The sequence below is a fragment of the Verrucomicrobiia bacterium genome (assembly GCA_035574275.1).
Classification (GTDB): Bacteria; Zixibacteria; MSB-5A5; order DSPP01; family DSPP01; genus DSPP01.
In genome coordinates this window covers 89,049-105,471 of sequence record DATLYY010000007.1, presented here as the reverse complement: position 1 = coordinate 105,471, position 16,423 = coordinate 89,049, and the positions used below count along the sequence as shown (strand labels likewise).

Sequence of the window (16,423 nt, the reverse complement as noted above, 5' to 3'; positions counted from 1 at the left end):
GGAGTGGAATCTGCTTCGTCTTGTCCCCTCTCCTTGTAGGAGAGGGTCAGGGAGAGGTTGTCTTTCCTCCCCTCCTTACGAAGGAGGGGATTAAGGGGAGGTTGCATTTTCCCCTGCAAAATCCCCCCGATTTTGCAGCCCCCCCAAATTTACACCCCCTTTTTTTGCCCATTTTTCCAAATTCACAACTTTTTCCCCACTGTTTTTGCCTTTCACTAATCCCTAATCTCCGATCTCTGTCTTTCTATCGGTTCCTCCGTTTAAGCCGTTTCTTGGAGGGTTTTATCCCGCTCCCCTTCGACCTCCGCGCCTCCCGCTCCCGGTGCTTCTCTTCCGCCTGAATCATCGCAACGAATTCATCCCCCGTCATCTCGGTGAATTTTTTCATTTCCTTCTCCTTTTTTGTCCCCCCAAGGTAGCTCAAATTCCCCCCGGTCGCAAGCCCTTGCCTTTCCCGAAAAAATCATTAAATTCCCCTTCTCGTTGAGAGGAAACGATTATGAAAGTATGTGATATTTGCGGCAAGAGCGCCCAGAACGGACACACCGTCAGCCACGCGAACAACAAATCGCGCCGGCGCTTTTTCCCCAATCTGCACCCCGTCCGCGCCAATTTGAACGGCGTCCACAAGCGCCTCCGGGTCTGCAGCTCCTGTCTAAAGGCGGGCAAGGTGTTGAAAGTCACCCACCGCCCCAAAGCCGCCGCCGAAGCGTAATTTATCCCCATAAAAGGGAAAGGGCCGGGGCAAAACTCCGTTTCCCCCGGCCCTTCGAGCCGTCCCCCTTCCGGGGGACAGATCAGTATCTTTTCCCGTTCATTCGTTTTTTTCTCTCTTGTCCCCTCTCCTCGTAGGAGAAAGGTTCAGGGAGAGGTTAATATCGCTTCCCGTTCATCTGCTTGCGCAAAAACGCCGGCACTTCCGGGTTGTTCGGGTCCATCGCCTCTTTTTTCGGCAGCGCAATCGGCGCATCCATCCCCGCCCCGTTCATGGAGGGATGGCTGGTCACCCCGATTTTGTCCAATCCCAGCTTATGCCGCGCAGAAGTGAAAAGGTCGGAAACGTTCGCCCCCACCACCTCCATCGTCGCCCCGCCCGACCCGCCGATAAATCCGGTGGCAATCACGGTAACGCGCATCTCATCCTTCAAGGTCGGGTCAATCACCGCCCCGAAGATGATGTTGGCATCCGCGCCGACGGCTTCATAAACGACCGAAGTCGCTTCGTTCACTTCGGCGAGCGTGACATCCTTTCCGCCGGTGATGTTCATCAACACCCCTTTGGCGCCCAGGATGGAAACGTTGTCCAAAAGCGGGCTGGCAATCGCCTGCCTGGCCGCTTCCTCCCCCTTGTTCGGCCCGTGCCCCACCCCCGTGCCCATGATGGCGTCGCCCGATTCCGCCATGACGGTTCTGACGTCGGCAAAATCGCAGTTGATCAACCCCGGAACCGTAATCAGCTCGGAAATCCCCTTCGTGGCCTGCATCAAAACCTCATCCGCCTTGTAAAAAGCCGCCGTCAAAGGCGTATCCGCCGCCACGAGCGACAAAAGACGCTGGTTGGGGATGACGATGAGCGTATCCACGCGGGATTTCAGCTCGTCCAGGCCGTCCAAGGCCCGGCTCATCCTCTTTTTTCCTTCGAATTCGAACGGCTTGGTGACGATGGCGACCGCGAGCGCGCCCGATTCCTTGGCGATTTCCGCCACGATGGGGGCCGCCCCCGTTCCCGTCCCGCCCCCCATGCCGGCGGTGACGAAAACCATATCGGAACCGGCCAAAAATTCGGAAACCAAATCCCGGCTTTCTTCAATCGCCTGCCGGCCCACTTCGGGACGCGCTCCCGCCCCTAATCCGCGGGTGATTTTGGAGCCGATTTGAATTTTGTGCGGCGCAAGCGACGATTCCAGCACCTGGTTGTCCGTGTTGATAGTGATGAAATCGACCCCCTTCAATCCTCCTTCAATCATCCGGTTGACGGCGTTCCCCCCCGCCCCGCCGACCCCGACCACTTTTATTTTGGCGCCGGAAAGCGCCTCCAGGTCGAAATCGATGAACATTTCGGCCGGATTGGTAGTGACTTTCTCCATACCCTCTCCTATTGGTTTGTGGTTTACGTTTACGCTTTTTTTCACAAATATTCCTTCATCCAATCCATCGTTTTTTCGAAAAGGCCGAAAACCTTGCCGCGCGGCTTTTTCTGCCCGAGTTGGTGGCCGGAGGCGTAGAGCGCCAGCCCGACCGCCGTGGCGTACTGGGGATTTACCGCCTGCTCGATGGAACCGCCGAACCCTTTGGGCACGCCGACCCGCGCCGGCAGATCGAAAATCTCCTCCGCCAGCCGGGCCGCCCCCGCCAGCATCGCGCCGCCGCCGGTCAAAACCACGCCGCCGGTCAAAAATTCGGTGAGTCCGAGCGAGCGCATTTCCCGCAGGGCCAGTCCGTAAATCTCCTCCATCCGCGGCTCGATGATGGAGGCCAGAATCGAATGGGATATCTTCCGCTCCCCCCGCCCGGCGGAGGGCGGAAGAACCAAAACCTCCTCGGGGTCAACCAGATGGGAACTGGCAACGCCGAAACTCTTCTTCAACTCCTCCGCCTCCGGCGGCTCCAACCGCAGCCCGATGGCGACATCGTTGGTGACGTTGCCGCCGCCGAGCGGAATGACGAAGGTGTGCAAAAGCTCCCCGTCCAGAAAAACCGCCATGTGGGTCGCCGCGCCGCCGATATCCAAAAGAACCGCCCCCCGCTGTTTTTCGGTGGGGGCCAGAACCGTTTCCGCCGCGCCCAAAATGGAAAGCACCAAATCGCACGGTTCCACCTCCGCTTTTTCCACGCAGCGGTACAAATTCTGGGCCGCCGTGGTGGAGCCGGTCACCAGATGCACGTCCGCTTCCAGCCGGAAGCCGGACATCCCCCGCGGGTCCTTGATTCCCGGCTGGCCGTCCAATACGTATTCGAACGGAATGGTGTGAAAGATTTCCCGGTCGTGCGGCAAAGTCACGGCGCGCGCCTGCGCCACGGCCCGTTCCAAATCCTGCTCGCTGATGCCCAATCCAGAATGGCCTACAGAGACCCCCCCGCGCGAATGCAAACTTTTCAAGTGTTCTCCGGCAATGCCGACCACCACGAGCGAAATCGGCTCCCCCAGAATCATCTCGGCGTCCCGCAAAGCCCGGCGGATGGAATCGACCGCGCCGAACAGATCAACCACCACCCCCCGCTTGACGCCGCGGGTGGGGGCTACACCGAGCCCGACCAAGCGGGGGCGGCGGTCTTCCGGCGTTTCCATCACCGCCGCGGTGACTTTGGTGGAGCCGACGTCCAAAGCGCAGACAACCGTCCGCTTCATTTGTTTTCCTCCGGCACACCGACAAAGCCGTACACCGCGTTTTTCTGGCGCAAATCCAGATTCCCGGCCGGGAAGCCCGAGGCGGCCATCTGTTTTAAAAGCAGAAGCTTCGGCTCAAACGGCGCGGCGCCCAAACTGATCTCCGTACCCCCCTGCTGCAAATAGGCTTTCACATTGTTCGGGTCCTCGAAATCGAACTGGGAAACACGATCCAGGAATTCCGGAAACTCCTTGCGGACGGAGGCCAGAAAATTGGAAACCCGGCCGAAGGCCGGCGTTTTAGTCGGCCGGTAGTACCAGCCGGTAAAGGTGCCGCAGCCGGAAATCACGAGCCGGTCGCCCGTTTTTACGCTGTCGCCCAGGGGAAAAATCTCCATTTTTTCCGAGAGGCCGAAAAGCTCGTTGGAGACAAGCAGATAATCGAATTTTTTCTCCTTCACCCGGACCACCAGTTTGTTGGGAAAGGCGAAGCGCACGGATGTTTTTTCGATGCGCGGGTCTTTCAAGACCTCCTGCGCCGCCAGCTTGGTGGAGAAGCCGGAGAAGGGCTTCCCCTTCAAATCGGTCAGCTTCCGGGCGATCTCCCGCGGCGGGACGGTCTCCGTCCCCTCCACCACAATCCGGGCGATTTCCGGCGCTTGCGGGCCGAAATAGAAATACCAGGGGAGAATGAACAGGCAAAGAAGAATGCCCAACCCGGCGTTCCGCAGTTTGCGTCTCATTTCAAAAGCTCCACCAGTTTTTCGCCTGCCCGGTAAATGGAGCCGGCCCCCAGCGTAATGACCAAATCCCCCTCCGTGAGTTGCGGAAACAGAAAGTTTGGCACATCCTCCCATTTGGGAACGAATTCAAAGTTCTTGTACCCCACTTTCTCGAATCCCTCCAAAATCAAGGCCGACGTGACCCCCGGAATCGGCTGCTCGCGGGAGGGATAGATTTCGGTCACCACGGCCCGGTCGGCATGCGAGAGCGCCACGGCGAACTCCAGGGCGAAATCCCGCGTGCGGGAAAAAAGATGCGGCTGGAAAACCGCGATTAACCGATTTTTCGGGAAGGCGGCGCGGGCGGCTCGGATGGTGGTCTCCAGTTCAGTCGGGTGGTGGGCGTAGTCGTCCACCACAATCACCCCGCGCCCCTTCCCTTTAATCTCGAATCTTCTTCTCACGCCGCGGAATTCCGAAAGACCGGCGGCGATTTTATCCCAACCCATCCCAATCTCCCGCCCCACGACGGCCGTGGCGAGAGCGTTTTTGACGTTGTGCAAACCGGGAACATGCAAGGTAATCGGCTGCGTCTCGCCGAGCTTTGTTTTGATGACGAAATGGGTCTCCAACCCCTCCATTTGAACATCCTCCCCCCAGAAATCGCAGTCCCTGGCCGGGCAGGTAATGCCATAGCGCAGAACGGGGCGGGTGAGCAACGGTTCAATCAGCCGCAGGTTCGGCTCGTCCGCGCAGAGGATAATCGTCCCGTAGAAGGGAACCCGGTTCAAAAACTGCACGAACGCCTCTTTGATTTCGTCCAGATTCTTGTAGTAATCCAGATGGTCCGCTTCCAGATTGGTGGCCACGGCGATATGGGGGGAGAGCATCAAAAAGGAGCGGTCGTATTCATCCGCCTCCGCCACCATAAACTCCCCCTGCCCCAGCTTGGCGTGCGTATCGAGATTCACGACCCGGCCGCCGACCACAATGGTGGGGTCGAGGCCCGCCGAGGAAAGAATCTGCCCGATCATTGAAGTGGTGGTGGTTTTGCCGTGCGTGCCGGAGACGGCGATGCCAAACTTCATCCGCATCAGCTCCCCCAACATCTCCGCCCGGCGGATGACCGGGATTTTCTCCTTGCGGGCCGCCCGGATTTCCGGATTTTCTTCCTTCACGGCCGACGAGATAACCACCACGTTGGCGCCGAAGATGTTTTCCGGCTTGTGGCCGAAGGCCACCGGAATGCCCAGTTTGATGAGCCGGTCGGTCGCTTCCGAGGGGGCCAGATCGGAGCCGGTGACCCGGTAGCCCAGATTGAACAGCACTTCCGCCATCCCGCACATCCCCGTGCCGCCGATACCGACGAAATGGAGCGAGCGGATTTTGCGCAGAACCGGAAGCACGGAGCGTTTTTCCTTGACCATCGTCAGCATTTCACCCCCTTCGGGCTTGGTTTTTCCGGTTCGGGCAGAAAGGGCTTCACCGGATTGGCCAGTTTCAAGATTTCATCCACCATCTGCCGCGCCGCTTCCGGCTTGCCGAAGGCGCGGGCGCGCCCTCCCATCTTTTTCAGCTCGGCGGCGTTTTTCAAGAGATTCATAATTTTTTCCGGCAGCCCCCCCAGATCCGCTTCCTTCAACACCACCGCTCCGCCCGTTTGGGCCAGCGCCTCGGCGTTTTTGGTTTGGTGGTCGGCGGCGGCCAGTTCGTAGGGAACCAGAATCGAGGGCTTTCCCAAAACGGTGAGTTCGGCGATCGAGAGCGCTCCAGCCCGGCAAACCACCAAATCGGAACAAGCATAGGCCGCCGCCATATCATCGATATAGGGGAAGACGGCTACACCGGAAGGATTTTGGGACAATGCGCTCTGGTTTTCGGCAAACCATTTCGGCCCGGTCTGCCAGAGGAGTTGGACATCCCCCAAATTTCCGGAGGAAATCCAGCTCCGCACCGCTTCGTTTAATTTCCGCGACCCCTGACTGCCGCCAAAGACAAATACCGTTTCTTTGTTGGGAGACAACCCAAAAACCTTCGCCCCTTCTTCACGGGATTTGGCCAAATCCCTGCGAACCGGGTTGCCGGTGAAAAGCAGGTTTTCCAGCCGGGAGAAATATTCCCCGGATTCGGGGAATCCGAGGAAGACGACGTTCGCCCGCGGCGCGAGCAGGCGGGTGACCAGTCCCGGAACGGAATTCTGCTCCTGCACGATGTTCGGCGCCCGTTTCCACTGCGCCCAAAAGAGGACCGGGAAGGAGACGTAGCCGCCGGTGCCGACCACGACCAGCGGTCGGAGCTGGTTCAAAAGCCGGCGCGCACCCAAAAGAGACCGCAAAAGCCGCAGCGGAAACAAAAAGTTTGAGAGCGACCAGAAACGGGCCAGGCCGGAGATTTTGAGCGTGAAAAGTTCAAACCCCGCCTGCGGCACGATTTTTTCCTCCGGCCCGCCGGTCCGCCCGACGAAAACCGGCGTAAAACCGGCTTGGCGCGAAACCAGCTCCTGCGCCATCGCTATCGCGGGATAGATGTGCCCTCCCGTGCCGCCGCCGGCAAAAAGGATTTTAGGCAAAGAAGCTTCTCCTTTCTCTTCCGGCGCGGGCCGCTTCGAACAGTTTGGTCTGGGCGGCGATGTTCAAAAGCACGCCGATTCCCATGGCGGTGACCAAAAGCGAGCTGCCGCCGTAGCTCAAAAAAGGAAGCGGGATGCCGGTGGTCGGCACGAGGCCGGTCACCACGGCAAGGTTCAACACCACCGCGACGAAAATCGACGCGGTCAAAATGAAAGCCAGCAAAAAACCGAAGACGTCCGGCGCGCGGGCGGCGATCATCCAGCCCCGCCAGATGAGCACCAAGAAAGCGAAAAGAAGCAAAACCAGCCCGACGAACCCCCCCTCTTCGCCGATGGAGGCGAAGATGAAGTCGGTGTGCGGCTCCGGCAGATAAAACATCTTCTGCCGCCCCTCGCCCAAGCCGCGGCCGAAAAAACCGCCGGAGCCCAGGGCCAGAGTCGCCTGCTTGACCTGATAGCTCCCCAAAGTCGGGTCGTGGAAGGAGCGGGAATAGTCCAAAACCCGCGTTTTTTTGTAACCGAAGCCGAAGACCAGAATTGCCGCCAGCGCTACGACCGGAAAGGTGACAAACGCCAAGTGCTTGAGCCGGGCCCCCACGACGAAAAGGCCCAGGAAGGTCATCACCGCGATGGTCATAAAAGTCCCCAAATCCGGTTCCTTCATTATCAGAACGAAGGCCAAAAGGAGTATCGGCGCATAGGGAATCAACAAATAGCGCCAGTTCTCCAGCTTGCCGGCCCGCTTGGCCAGCGAATGGGCCAGATAAATGGCGAGAACGAACTTGAAAAACTCCGAGGGCTGGAACTGGAAACCCCGGAAAGAAATCCAGCGGTGGGCCCCCTTGATGGGACGGGAAAACAAAACCAGAACCAAAAGCAGAAAACCAACTATCAGAAGAGGCAGGGCGATCCGGCGGTACAAATGATAATCGATGCGCGACAAAACAAGAACGGCGCCGAGTGCAATGATGCTCCAAACCACTTGGCGGAGCAAAAAGAAGTGCGGGGTGTCGAATTTCTTTTCCGCGATGAAATGGGAGGCGGAATAAACCATCACCACCCCAACCGTGAGGAGAATCAGAACCACGGTGAGCAGAAAGAAATCTAAGCCCCAGCGGTTTTCCATTTGTTCTCCGTTTTCCGTTTCAATTCCAGAACCGATTTCTTGAAAACCTCTCCCCGCTCCTCGAAGTTGGTGAACATATCGAAGGAGGAGCAGGCCGGCGAAAGCAGCACGGTGTCCCCCTCGGAGGCGAGCTCATACGCCTTCTCCACCGCCTCCGGCAAAGTCCTCGTCTCATAGGCCGGCGCCAAATCCTCCAGCGCCTTGCGAATGAGGGAGCGGGCCTGACCAATCAGGACCATCGCCTTGACCCGCTTGGGAAAAAGCTCCCGTAACGGCGCATAGCTCCCTCCCTTATCCTTGCCGCCGGCAATCCAGACAATGGGGGGGGTTACCGACTGCAGGGCGTACCAGACCGAATCGACGTTAGTGGCCTTGGAGTCGTTGACAAAGGCAACGCCATTGACGGTTGCCACCGGCTCCAAGCGGTGCGGCACGCCTTGGAATGTCAGAAGCCCTTTTTTGACGCCTTCGGCGGGCAACCCCCAAGCCAGTGCCGCGGCGGCGGCCGCCAGGGCATTGGCGCAGTTGTGTGGCCCCTTGATGGGAATTTCGCCTCTTTTTACCAGGGGAATTTTCCCTTGGGGGCCCGTAAAAACCAAAGTTTCCCCCTCGAGATACGCCCCCTGCGGCACTTTTTCCTTCATTGAAAAGTAATACACGTCCCCCTTCAGCTTTCGGGCGTACTTCCGCAAAAAAGCATCGTCGTAGTTCACCACGGTCTTTTTACCGGGGGCGAAGTTTTCGAAAATCCGCAACTTGGCGGCCCGGTACTCCTCGTATGAGGCGTAACGGTCCAGGTGGTCGGGGGAAAGGTTCAAAAAGAGCGAAAGCTCCGGCGCAAACTCCTCGATGTACTCCAATTGGAAAGAGGAAATTTCCAAAACAATCATTTCATATTTTTTCTTTTCAGCCACCACGGCGGAAAACGGCAGGCCAATGTTGCCCGCCACCCGGCTGGAAACACCGGCGGAGTAAAAAATATTTCCCAGCAAGGCGGTTGTCGTGGTCTTCCCGTTGGAACCGGTGACGGCGGCAATGGGCGACTGGCAAAGCCAGTAGGCCACCTCCACTTCGCCGAAAACCGGCAACGCCCGCTTTTGTACTTCCAGAAGAATCGGGGCGTCCTTAGGGACGCCAGGGCTAATCACCAGAAAATCCTTCCCTTCCCAGCAGGCGGAAGTATGACCGCCCGTTTCGTAGGCCACTTTTAATTTCTCCAATTCGGTAATCGGCTCGGACAAAGCGGCGGCCGGTTTTTGGTCGGAAACGAAAGGCGTCCCGCCGAAATCCTTCACCAGCCGGGCCAAAGCCAGGCCCGAGCGGGCCATTCCGAGAACGGTGACTTTTTTCCCCTTAATTCTTTCCGGTCGGTTCGGCATTATCTGATTTTCAGCGTGCTGAAGGACAACAGGGCGAAAAGCGCCCCCAGAATCCAGAAGCGCACCACCACCTTCGGCTCCGCCCAGCCGGAAAGCTCGTAATGGTGATGCAGCGGCGCCATTTTGAAGATGCGCTTGCCTCCGCGAAGCTTGAACGAGGCGACCTGTAAAATCACGGAAAGCGCTTCCAGAACGAAAACGCCCCCCAGAATCACCAAAAGCATTTCCTTTTTGATTAGAACCGCGCAGGCCCCCAAGGCCGCACCGAGGGACAGCGACCCGGTATCCCCCATAAAAACCTGGGCCGGGTGGGAATTAAACCAGAGGAATCCCAAGGCCGCCCCCATTACGGCCCCGCAGAAGATGGTGAGCTCGCCAACCCCTTCGAGATAGGTGATGTTCAAATAGCCCGACCAGTCGATCCGGCCGGTGAGATACGCCAGCCCGGCAAAAGCCATGAAGCAGATGCCGGAAAGACCGATCGCCAGCCCGTCCAGCCCGTCGGTCAAATTCACGGCGTTGGAGGCGCCGGTGATAATCAGCATCACGAATGGGATGTAGAAAGGGCCGAAGGGGATATAGTAGTTTTTCAAAAATGGGATTTCGGTATCCGGCGTAAAACCAGAGGAGGGCGGGAAAAAATAGAGAACCGCACCAAACAAAAGCCCGAGCAAAATCTGCCCTGCCAGTTTCTTGCGCGCCACCATCCCCTTTTTCTGATGCTTGATGACTTTGAGGTAGTCGTCCATGAAACCGATGGCCCCGGTCCAGACGGTGACCAAAAGAATGAGTTGCACGTAGCGGTTGGTCAAATTGGCCCACAAAAGAGTCGGGATGACGATGGCGGCGAGGATGATAAGCCCCCCCATCGTCGGCGTGCCGGCTTTGGACTGGTGGCTTTGCGGCCCCTCTTCCCGGATTTTTTCCTTCAGCTGCATCGCCGACAGCTTGCGGATGAAATACGGTCCCAGAATCCAAGCGATGATCAAAGCCGTCACGGTGGCGTAGGCCGTGCGGAAGGTGATGTAGCGGAAGATGTTGAAACCGGATATCGTATCGGCAAGGGGATAGAGCAAATGGTATAGCATCAATTCCTCCCCGCCAGATTTTCCTTCAACCCGCGCACCAAAACGTCCAAGCCGGTTCCGCGCGAGGCCTTGACCAAAACGAAATCCCCTGTGCGCAGATTTTCAACGAGAAAGCCGAGCGCCTCATTTTTATCAGGAAACCAAAAGACCCTTTTGGCATCCAAGCCGGAAGCAACCGCCGCTTCCGAAAGCGCTTTTGACTTCGGCCCGATGGCCACCAAAATATCCGGCTTTGCCTCCGCCGCTTTTTTGCCGACTTCCGCGTGTAACGCCTGCGACTTTTCCCCCAGTTCCCGCATATCCCCCAGACAGGCCACCCTGCGGGCCGCTTTTTGCTCCGCAAGGGTGGCTAAAGCGGCCCGCATAGAGTCGGGGTTGGCGTTATAACTGTCGTTCAGAATGGAGATTCCGGCAACTTCTTCCAGTTCCATCCGCCAGGCGACCGGCCGAAAGTTTTCGAGGGCCACGCGCCCTTTTTCCAAATCGGCGCCCATCGTTTCCGCCAGCGCCAGCGCAACCAGCGCGTTGTAAATTTGATGCCGTCCCATTATGGATAGGGAGACGGGGAGTTTTCCGTTGTAAACGAAATCATAGCCGCCCTTCTTGTTCGGCTTCAAATCCGAGGCGCAATAATCGGCCGGCTTGTCGATTCCGAACCGGCAGAGTTGAATCTCCGGCCGGGGACGGAATTTGGCAAGCATGGGGTCGTCGGCGTTCAAAAAAAACTTTCCCCCCGGCGGAAGGGCGTCCGCCAGTTTGCACTTTTCGCGCATCACATTTTCTTTTGTCCCCAAAAACTCGAGATGGGTGTCGCCGATGTTCAATACGACGCCGAAATCAGGCCGGCAGATTAAAGCCACCCGCTCCATTTCTCCCAATTTGGAGATGCCGATTTCGTACACGGCGGCCTTGTGTTCCTTATTCAAGGTGAAAATCGAGAGCGGCAGACCAATCAAATTGTTGAAGTTGCCGAGCGAGCCGGAGGTCGGAAAGCTGGCGGCAAGAGCCGCCATACTCATCCCTTTGGCCGTGGTTTTGCCGGAGGAGCCGGTAATGCCGGCCACTTTTAGGGAAAAACGCCCCCGGTACCAGGCGGCCAAATCGCCAAAGGACTTCAAGGTGTCCGGCACAACGAGCAACGGTTTTCCTTCCGGCCGGTTTTGCAGATACCACGTCTTGGAGACCACCGCCAAACCGACCCCGGCAGAAAACGCTTTTTCGAGATACTGGTGCCCATCCATTTTTTCACCCGGCAGGGAGAAGAAAATGTCGCCGCGGGCCAGTTGCCGGGTGTCGGTGGTGACGGCGTAAAAATGCTCCGCCTGGCTTATGCCGAAAAGCTCCCCCTTTACCGCCCAGGCAATCTGCCCGGCGGAAAAGCCCCCCGCTTCGCCGAAGAGCACGCGGTAAGAGGGGGTCTCCTTGGCCATTTTTACCAAATTTTCAGTTGCCGCCGCCAGCATACCCTCTCTTTTTCAAGGCCTCCCGAAAAACCTCCCTATCGTCGAACGGAAATTTTTTCTCGCCGATTTGCTGGTAGGTCTCGTGCCCCTTCCCGCAGGCCACCAGAAAATCCCCATCTTTCGCCTCCTCTACCATGGCAAAAAGCGCCTCTTTCCGGTCAATAATCTTTCGGACTTTGGAGCGGTCGGCAAAACCGAACAAGGTTTCCTCGATGATTTGCTCCGGCGGTTCGGTGCGGGGATTGTCGGAGGTGAGAAATATCAAATCGGCGTACTTTTCGGCGGCCTGCGCCATCAAGGGCCTTTTGCCTTTGTCTCTATCCCCGCCGCAGCCGAAAGCGACCAACACCCGCTTCGGCTTGAAGAAGCGGGCCAGTTTCAAAATCTGCTCCACTCCGTCCGGGGTGTGGGCGTAATCCACCACCACGATGAACGGCTGGCCGGCTTTCACCTGCTCCACCCTGCCCGGCACGGGGGGGGATTTTTCCAGAGCGACACGGACGGTATCGACCGGAAAACCGTGCGCCAGCCCGGCCGCGGCGGCCGCCAGCAGGTTTTGCAAGTTGAAGGGACCGACCAGATGCGATTTCAATGAAAACTTCTTCCCTTTGCAGGAAAAATCAATTTCCGTCCCTTCCGTGGTGAAGCGGTATTTCACGGCCTGCAAGTCGGCGGTGGGATGTTCGGCGGAATAGGTGAAAACCTTCCCCTTGGTCAGTTTGCGGAAAAATTCAAACTCCGGGACGTCCAGGTTCAAAACCGCCTTGCCATTGGGCTTAAGATGCTGCGTGAAAAGTTTCAGCTTCTCCTCGCGGTAGGCCTCCATCGTTTTGTGAAAGTCCAAATGGTCGCGGGTCAAATTGGTGAAGACGGCGACGTCGAACAAAATCTCCTCCACCCGCCCCAGGGCCAAAGCGTGGGAAGAGACCTCCATGGAGGCCGCCTTTCCTCCTCGCTCGGTGATATTATGGAAGAAGCGGGCCAAGTCGAGTGACTCCGGCGTGGTGTTCCAAGCCGGGATGGATGCTCCGGCAAATTCGTAGGCGATGGTACCCAGAACGGCCGGGTTCATACCGGCCTCTTTTAAAATGTCCCGCATCAAAAAAGCCACGGTCGATTTGCCGTTCGTGCCGGTAACGCCGAAAAGCAAAAGTTTGTCGGCCGGGTGGCGGTAGGCCAAATGGGACACTTTTGCCAACGCGATGCGAATCTCCGGCACCACCAGCCAGCCCACTTCGGCTTCCAGTCCAAAGTTCACCGTGACCACGCCGGCGGCCCCTCTTTTCACCGCATCCGGCACATATTGCCGGCCGTCCTGCCTGAAACCCGGAATGGCGAAAAAAAGCGCCCCCTTGGTCACCTTGCGGGAATCGCACTCCACTCCCGTAAACTGCGGCGGAAGTTCCCCGATTTCCTTGGCTTCCGGCAGAATTTTCAAGATTTCCTCTTTTTTGACCGGCCCCGGCAGGGGGGCGGAAAACAGCTCACTCATCCGTGAAGGGGGGGCGGCAGCACAAAACCACCTCCGACCGGTCGATGGAGCTACCGGGCGGCAGGTTTTGCTCCCGCACCACTCCTTTCCCTTTTACCCGCACGGAAAGCCCGCGGGCGGCGGCTTCCCGCAGGGCCAACCGCACCGGCATGCCGGCAAAATCCGGTACTTCGTCCAGCCGCCAGCTCCCGACTGGGGGGGGCGTTTTATACCCGGCGGCGGAGGCCAGCTGTATTAACTCAAACGATTCTTCTTTCGGCTCCCCGGGCCGGAGCGGTTCGTCCAAGAGGGTCAAAAATTTTTCCGCCGTTTTGCGGAAGATCGGCGCCGCCACTTCGCCGCCATAGTAGGCCCCCTTCGGCTCGTCCAAAGCGACAAAACCGACCACCCGCGGGGAATCGGCCGGGAAAAAGCCGACGAAGGAGGAGACGTAGCGCCCCTGGGCGTAGCGCCGGGTCTCGGGGTCGATTTTTTTGGAGGTGCCGGTTTTGCCAGCGACCGTGACGCCCTCCATACCGGCAGCTTGGGCCGTGCCGGAGTCCACCACGCCGGAAAAAAAGCGGCGAAGCATCTCTGCCGTCCTTTTGGAGACCGCTTCCCCCATCGGCGTGGGGAGATTTTGCTGGATCAATTCTCCTTTTTCGTCCCGAATTTCCTTGACGATATAAGGCTTCATCCTAACACCGTCGTTGGCCACCGCGCCGTAGGCGGAAACGAGTTGCAACGCGGTGACCGAAGCGCCGTAGCCGTAGGAACAAGTGGCCAGCCGAATCTCGCGCGAAAGGGCCGCCTCGGAGGGAAACTGTCCGCTTGCCTCCCCCGGCAAGTCGATGCCGGTTTTTTCCCCGAAACCGAATTTACGGGCCGCTTCATAAAAGCCCGACCCTCCTATGGCCAGGCCGATTTTTGCCAACGCGATGTTGGAGGATTTCACCACGGCATCCTCGAAGGTCAAATACTCGTGGGGGTGAACATCCCGGATGGTTCGTTTTCCGATTTTGTACTTCCCTTTTTCGCAGTTGATGAGGGAGCGGGGGGAGAATTTCTTTTTTTCCAAAGCCGCCGCCGCCGTCACGAGCTTGAAGGTGGAACCGGGCTCGAACAGATCCGCCACCAGCCGATTTTTCTGGCGGGTGGCGCGCGGGTCCGGGTTTCCGGAAAGAACGGAGGCCATCGCCCAGATTTCCCCCGTTTTGGGGTTCATAAAAATGCCCCAGGCGCCGGCCGACTTGGATTTCTTTAGCGCCTGCTCCAGCTCTTCTTCGAGAACCGACTGCATCCGGAAATCGATGGTGGTGATTAAATTTTGCCCCGCTTTCGGGCGGGTCTGCTTTTCCTCCACCGAGAAAGTCCGGCCGCGGGCATCCCGAACCAGGGGGAGTTGGGCGGAATCGCCACGCAGATGCTTATCGTAAAAGAGCTCCAGCCCGGACTGACCGGCGTTATCGACACTGGTGAAGCCCAGCCAGTCCACTCCGAGGGGGTAATACGGATAGGCCCGCTTTTCTTCGGGGGTGACGTAAATGCCGCGCGGGCGCCGCGCAAAAATCTTTTCCGCCTCCCCCTTTTCCACATCCCGCGCCAGCCAGACGAAGCCCTTCCGTTTCTTCTTCTGCGCGAGCTCCCGCTCGGATAACTTTCCGCGGAAAACGCTCTGGGCCAAGAAACGGGGGGCGGGCAGGCTTTCGGCGAAGCTGAAAAAGGAATAGGTGGCCAGGTTTTTGGCCAAAACCTCTCCGTTCCGATCGTAGATGATCCCCCGGCTGCCCGCCAGAATTTTGACCCCTTTTTCCTGCTCCCGGGCCATCTTGGCGTAGCGCGGGCCGGAGAAAATCTGGATTTGCGCCAAACGCAAAACCAAAGCCCCCCAGACCAAAAGCGAAAGGGATAAAAGCAGCTTGACGCGCCCTTTCGAAACGCCGATTGGGAATCTACTTGCCATTTTTGAACTCGCGGGCTACGACCACCGCCTCCTTGAAGGGGAAATTCTGCCGCAGGCGGGCCAAAATTCCCCGGTCATCCAGCGATTTTTGCCAAAGATTTTCTTCCGACACCGGGAAAAGGGGAAGCCGCGCCAACTGCCCCAGCCGGGGGTACTCCAGCCCCAGCGGGTACGCCTTCGGCTCCAGGGCCTCAACGGAGGAGGCGCGGGCTACCGCTTCCTCCAAATAGGCGATGTTTTCCACCAGTTTTTGCTTTTCGGCCTCCAAGGCCGCCGTTTCTTCCAAAAGGGAGTAGGTTTTCACCCGCTGGCCGATATAGGCCGCCGCCAAGCCGACCGCCAAGACCACGCAGCCGAACGCCTTGGCCAGGCGTGTTTTGAAGAGAAACAAATAAAAAGCAAAAAAGCGTCTCATATTTTCTCGGCCGCCCGAAGCTTGGCCGATGCCGAACGGGGGTTTTCCTTCTTCTCCTTTTGCGAAGGCACAACCGGTTTGGATGTCAAAATCCTTAAAGAAGCGCGATGCCCGCATTGGCAAACCGGCAGGCCCGGCGGGCAGATGCAATCGGATGATTCCCGTCTGAAAAAATCCTTGACCAAGCGGTCTTCCAAAGAATGATAAGAAATGGCGACCAGCCGCCCCCCCGGTTCCAGAAGCGGGAGCGAAACCGAGAGTCCGCGTTGGATGTTTTGTAATTCATCATTGACCGCGATGCGCAGGGCCTGAAATATGCGCGCCAGAAAGCGGCGGGGATCCGGTTTTCTCCAGAAAGCAAACAACAGCTTCCGCAGTTGCCCCGTTGTGGTTATTCTTTCTTTTTGACGGGTGCGGACTAAAAACCGGGCCAGCGCCCTGGCTTTTGGCTCTTCGCCAAAACCGTGAAAAATCTCAGACAGTTTTTCTTCCGGGTATTCGTTTAAAATTTTTTCGGCGGTGAGCGGCTGTTCCCGGTCGAAGCGCATATCGAGCGGGCCGTCCAATTGGAAGGACAAGCCGCGTGCAGGATCGTCCAGTTGTTCGGAGGACAACCCGAAGTCAAAGAGAATGCCGGATAGCTGGGCGACCCCGCCTTGCGCCAGCAAGTCCGGCATCCCGGCAAAATTTCCCCGGTAAAACGAAAAACGCGGATTTTCCAACGCCTTTTCCTCCGGCATCCTATCCCGGTCGATTCCGATTACCGTCCCCCTAAAACGGGGATGTTCCAACAGCGCCTTAGTGTGACCCCCTCCTCCAAGGGTCGCATCCACGTACACGCCCTCCGGCCGCACGAACCAGTACGAGAGCGCTTCCTGAACCAGCACCGGCCGGTGCAC

At 58.0% G+C, this 16,423-nt stretch carries 15 protein-coding genes; 1 reads left to right on the top strand and 14 read right to left on the bottom strand.

The window, feature by feature from the left end; all coding sequences use genetic code 11:
- Positions 1 to 244: 244 nt before the first annotated feature.
- A complete protein-coding gene (locus VNL73_01830; GenBank protein ID HXF48150.1) occupies positions 245 to 388 on the bottom strand; it encodes a hypothetical protein in 144 nt (47 codons plus the stop codon).
- A gap of 108 nt (positions 389 to 496) precedes the next feature.
- Here VNL73_01830 and rpmB point away from each other — a divergent pair, with 108 nt between their 5' ends.
- A complete protein-coding gene (gene rpmB / locus VNL73_01825) occupies positions 497 to 715 on the top strand; it encodes a 50S ribosomal protein L28 (protein ID HXF48149.1) in 219 nt (72 codons plus the stop codon).
- A 157-nt stretch (positions 716 to 872) separates the two neighbouring features.
- On the opposite strand, the gene ftsZ is transcribed toward rpmB, so the two are convergent.
- From ftsZ to rsmH, 13 genes are read right to left on the bottom strand one after another with little or no spacing between them, the layout of a single operon-like run.
- Complete coding sequence (gene ftsZ, locus VNL73_01820; protein HXF48148.1) at positions 873 to 2,087, bottom strand: cell division protein FtsZ; 1,215 nt, start codon at positions 2,085 to 2,087, stop codon at positions 873 to 875.
- A 41-nt stretch (positions 2,088 to 2,128) separates the two neighbouring features.
- Positions 2,129 to 3,349 (bottom strand): cell division protein FtsA, encoded by a 1,221-nt coding sequence (gene ftsA, locus VNL73_01815; GenBank protein HXF48147.1) that lies wholly within the window; start codon positions 3,347 to 3,349, stop codon positions 2,129 to 2,131.
- Positions 3,346 to 4,071 (bottom strand): FtsQ-type POTRA domain-containing protein, encoded by a 726-nt coding sequence (locus tag VNL73_01810; GenBank protein HXF48146.1) that lies wholly within the window; start codon positions 4,069 to 4,071, stop codon positions 3,346 to 3,348. The genes ftsA and VNL73_01810 overlap by 4 nt, the downstream gene beginning before the upstream one ends.
- On the bottom strand, positions 4,068 to 5,486 hold the full coding sequence (gene murC / locus VNL73_01805) for a UDP-N-acetylmuramate--L-alanine ligase (protein ID HXF48145.1): 1,419 nt from the start codon (positions 5,484 to 5,486) through the stop codon (positions 4,068 to 4,070). Before murC ends, VNL73_01810 begins: the two co-directional genes overlap by 4 nt.
- Positions 5,480 to 6,619: an undecaprenyldiphospho-muramoylpentapeptide beta-N-acetylglucosaminyltransferase gene (murG, locus tag VNL73_01800; protein ID HXF48144.1), complete on the bottom strand. Its 1,140-nt coding sequence runs from the start codon at positions 6,617 to 6,619 to the stop codon at positions 5,480 to 5,482. The genes murC and murG overlap by 7 nt, the downstream gene beginning before the upstream one ends.
- Positions 6,612 to 7,745 (bottom strand): putative lipid II flippase FtsW, encoded by a 1,134-nt coding sequence (ftsW, locus tag VNL73_01795; protein HXF48143.1) that lies wholly within the window; start codon positions 7,743 to 7,745, stop codon positions 6,612 to 6,614. The genes murG and ftsW overlap by 8 nt, the downstream gene beginning before the upstream one ends.
- A complete protein-coding gene (gene murD / locus VNL73_01790) occupies positions 7,724 to 9,124 on the bottom strand; it encodes a UDP-N-acetylmuramoyl-L-alanine--D-glutamate ligase (protein ID HXF48142.1) in 1,401 nt (466 codons plus the stop codon). The genes ftsW and murD overlap by 22 nt, the downstream gene beginning before the upstream one ends.
- Entirely contained in the window at positions 9,124 to 10,212 is a 1,089-nt protein-coding gene (mraY, locus tag VNL73_01785; protein ID HXF48141.1) for a phospho-N-acetylmuramoyl-pentapeptide-transferase, read from the bottom strand. Before mraY ends, murD begins: the two co-directional genes overlap by 1 nt.
- Entirely contained in the window at positions 10,212 to 11,675 is a 1,464-nt protein-coding gene (murF, locus tag VNL73_01780) for a UDP-N-acetylmuramoyl-tripeptide--D-alanyl-D-alanine ligase (GenBank protein ID HXF48140.1), read from the bottom strand. The genes mraY and murF overlap by 1 nt, the downstream gene beginning before the upstream one ends.
- The gene (locus tag VNL73_01775; GenBank protein HXF48139.1) at positions 11,656 to 13,167 is read right to left on the bottom strand and encodes a UDP-N-acetylmuramoyl-L-alanyl-D-glutamate--2,6-diaminopimelate ligase; all 1,512 of its coding nucleotides are present in this window, start codon (positions 13,165 to 13,167) and stop codon (positions 11,656 to 11,658) included. The genes murF and VNL73_01775 overlap by 20 nt, the downstream gene beginning before the upstream one ends.
- Positions 13,160 to 15,109, bottom strand: a complete 1,950-nt coding sequence (locus VNL73_01770) for a penicillin-binding protein (protein ID HXF48138.1) — start codon at positions 15,107 to 15,109, stop codon at positions 13,160 to 13,162. The genes VNL73_01775 and VNL73_01770 overlap by 8 nt, the downstream gene beginning before the upstream one ends.
- Positions 15,099 to 15,524: a hypothetical protein gene (locus VNL73_01765; GenBank protein HXF48137.1), complete on the bottom strand. Its 426-nt coding sequence runs from the start codon at positions 15,522 to 15,524 to the stop codon at positions 15,099 to 15,101. The genes VNL73_01770 and VNL73_01765 overlap by 11 nt, the downstream gene beginning before the upstream one ends.
- The gene (gene rsmH / locus VNL73_01760; protein HXF48136.1) at positions 15,521 to 16,423 is read right to left on the bottom strand and encodes a 16S rRNA (cytosine(1402)-N(4))-methyltransferase RsmH; all 903 of its coding nucleotides are present in this window, start codon (positions 16,421 to 16,423) and stop codon (positions 15,521 to 15,523) included. The genes VNL73_01765 and rsmH overlap by 4 nt, the downstream gene beginning before the upstream one ends.

What these genes read in the sequence shown, in the direction of transcription:
- VNL73_01830 (HXF48150.1), bottom strand. Translation starts at nt 388, where the DNA reads ATGAAAAAATTCACCGAGATGACGGGGGATGAATTCGTTGCGATGATT.
- ftsZ (HXF48148.1), bottom strand. Translation starts at nt 2,087, where the DNA reads ATGGAGAAAGTCACTACCAATCCGGCCGAAATGTTCATCGATTTCGAC.
- ftsA (HXF48147.1), bottom strand. Translation starts at nt 3,349, where the DNA reads ATGAAGCGGACGGTTGTCTGCGCTTTGGACGTCGGCTCCACCAAAGTC.
- VNL73_01810 (HXF48146.1), bottom strand. Translation starts at nt 4,071, where the DNA reads ATGAGACGCAAACTGCGGAACGCCGGGTTGGGCATTCTTCTTTGCCTG.
- murC (HXF48145.1), bottom strand. Translation starts at nt 5,486, where the DNA reads ATGCTGACGATGGTCAAGGAAAAACGCTCCGTGCTTCCGGTTCTGCGC.
- ftsW (HXF48143.1), bottom strand. Translation starts at nt 7,745, where the DNA reads ATGGAAAACCGCTGGGGCTTAGATTTCTTTCTGCTCACCGTGGTTCTG.
- murD (HXF48142.1), bottom strand. Translation starts at nt 9,124, where the DNA reads ATGCCGAACCGACCGGAAAGAATTAAGGGGAAAAAAGTCACCGTTCTC.
- mraY (HXF48141.1), bottom strand. Translation starts at nt 10,212, where the DNA reads ATGCTATACCATTTGCTCTATCCCCTTGCCGATACGATATCCGGTTTC.
- murF (HXF48140.1), bottom strand. Translation starts at nt 11,675, where the DNA reads ATGCTGGCGGCGGCAACTGAAAATTTGGTAAAAATGGCCAAGGAGACC.
- VNL73_01775 (HXF48139.1), bottom strand. Translation starts at nt 13,167, where the DNA reads ATGAGTGAGCTGTTTTCCGCCCCCCTGCCGGGGCCGGTCAAAAAAGAG.
- VNL73_01770 (HXF48138.1), bottom strand. Translation starts at nt 15,109, where the DNA reads ATGGCAAGTAGATTCCCAATCGGCGTTTCGAAAGGGCGCGTCAAGCTG.
- VNL73_01765 (HXF48137.1), bottom strand. Translation starts at nt 15,524, where the DNA reads ATGAGACGCTTTTTTGCTTTTTATTTGTTTCTCTTCAAAACACGCCTG.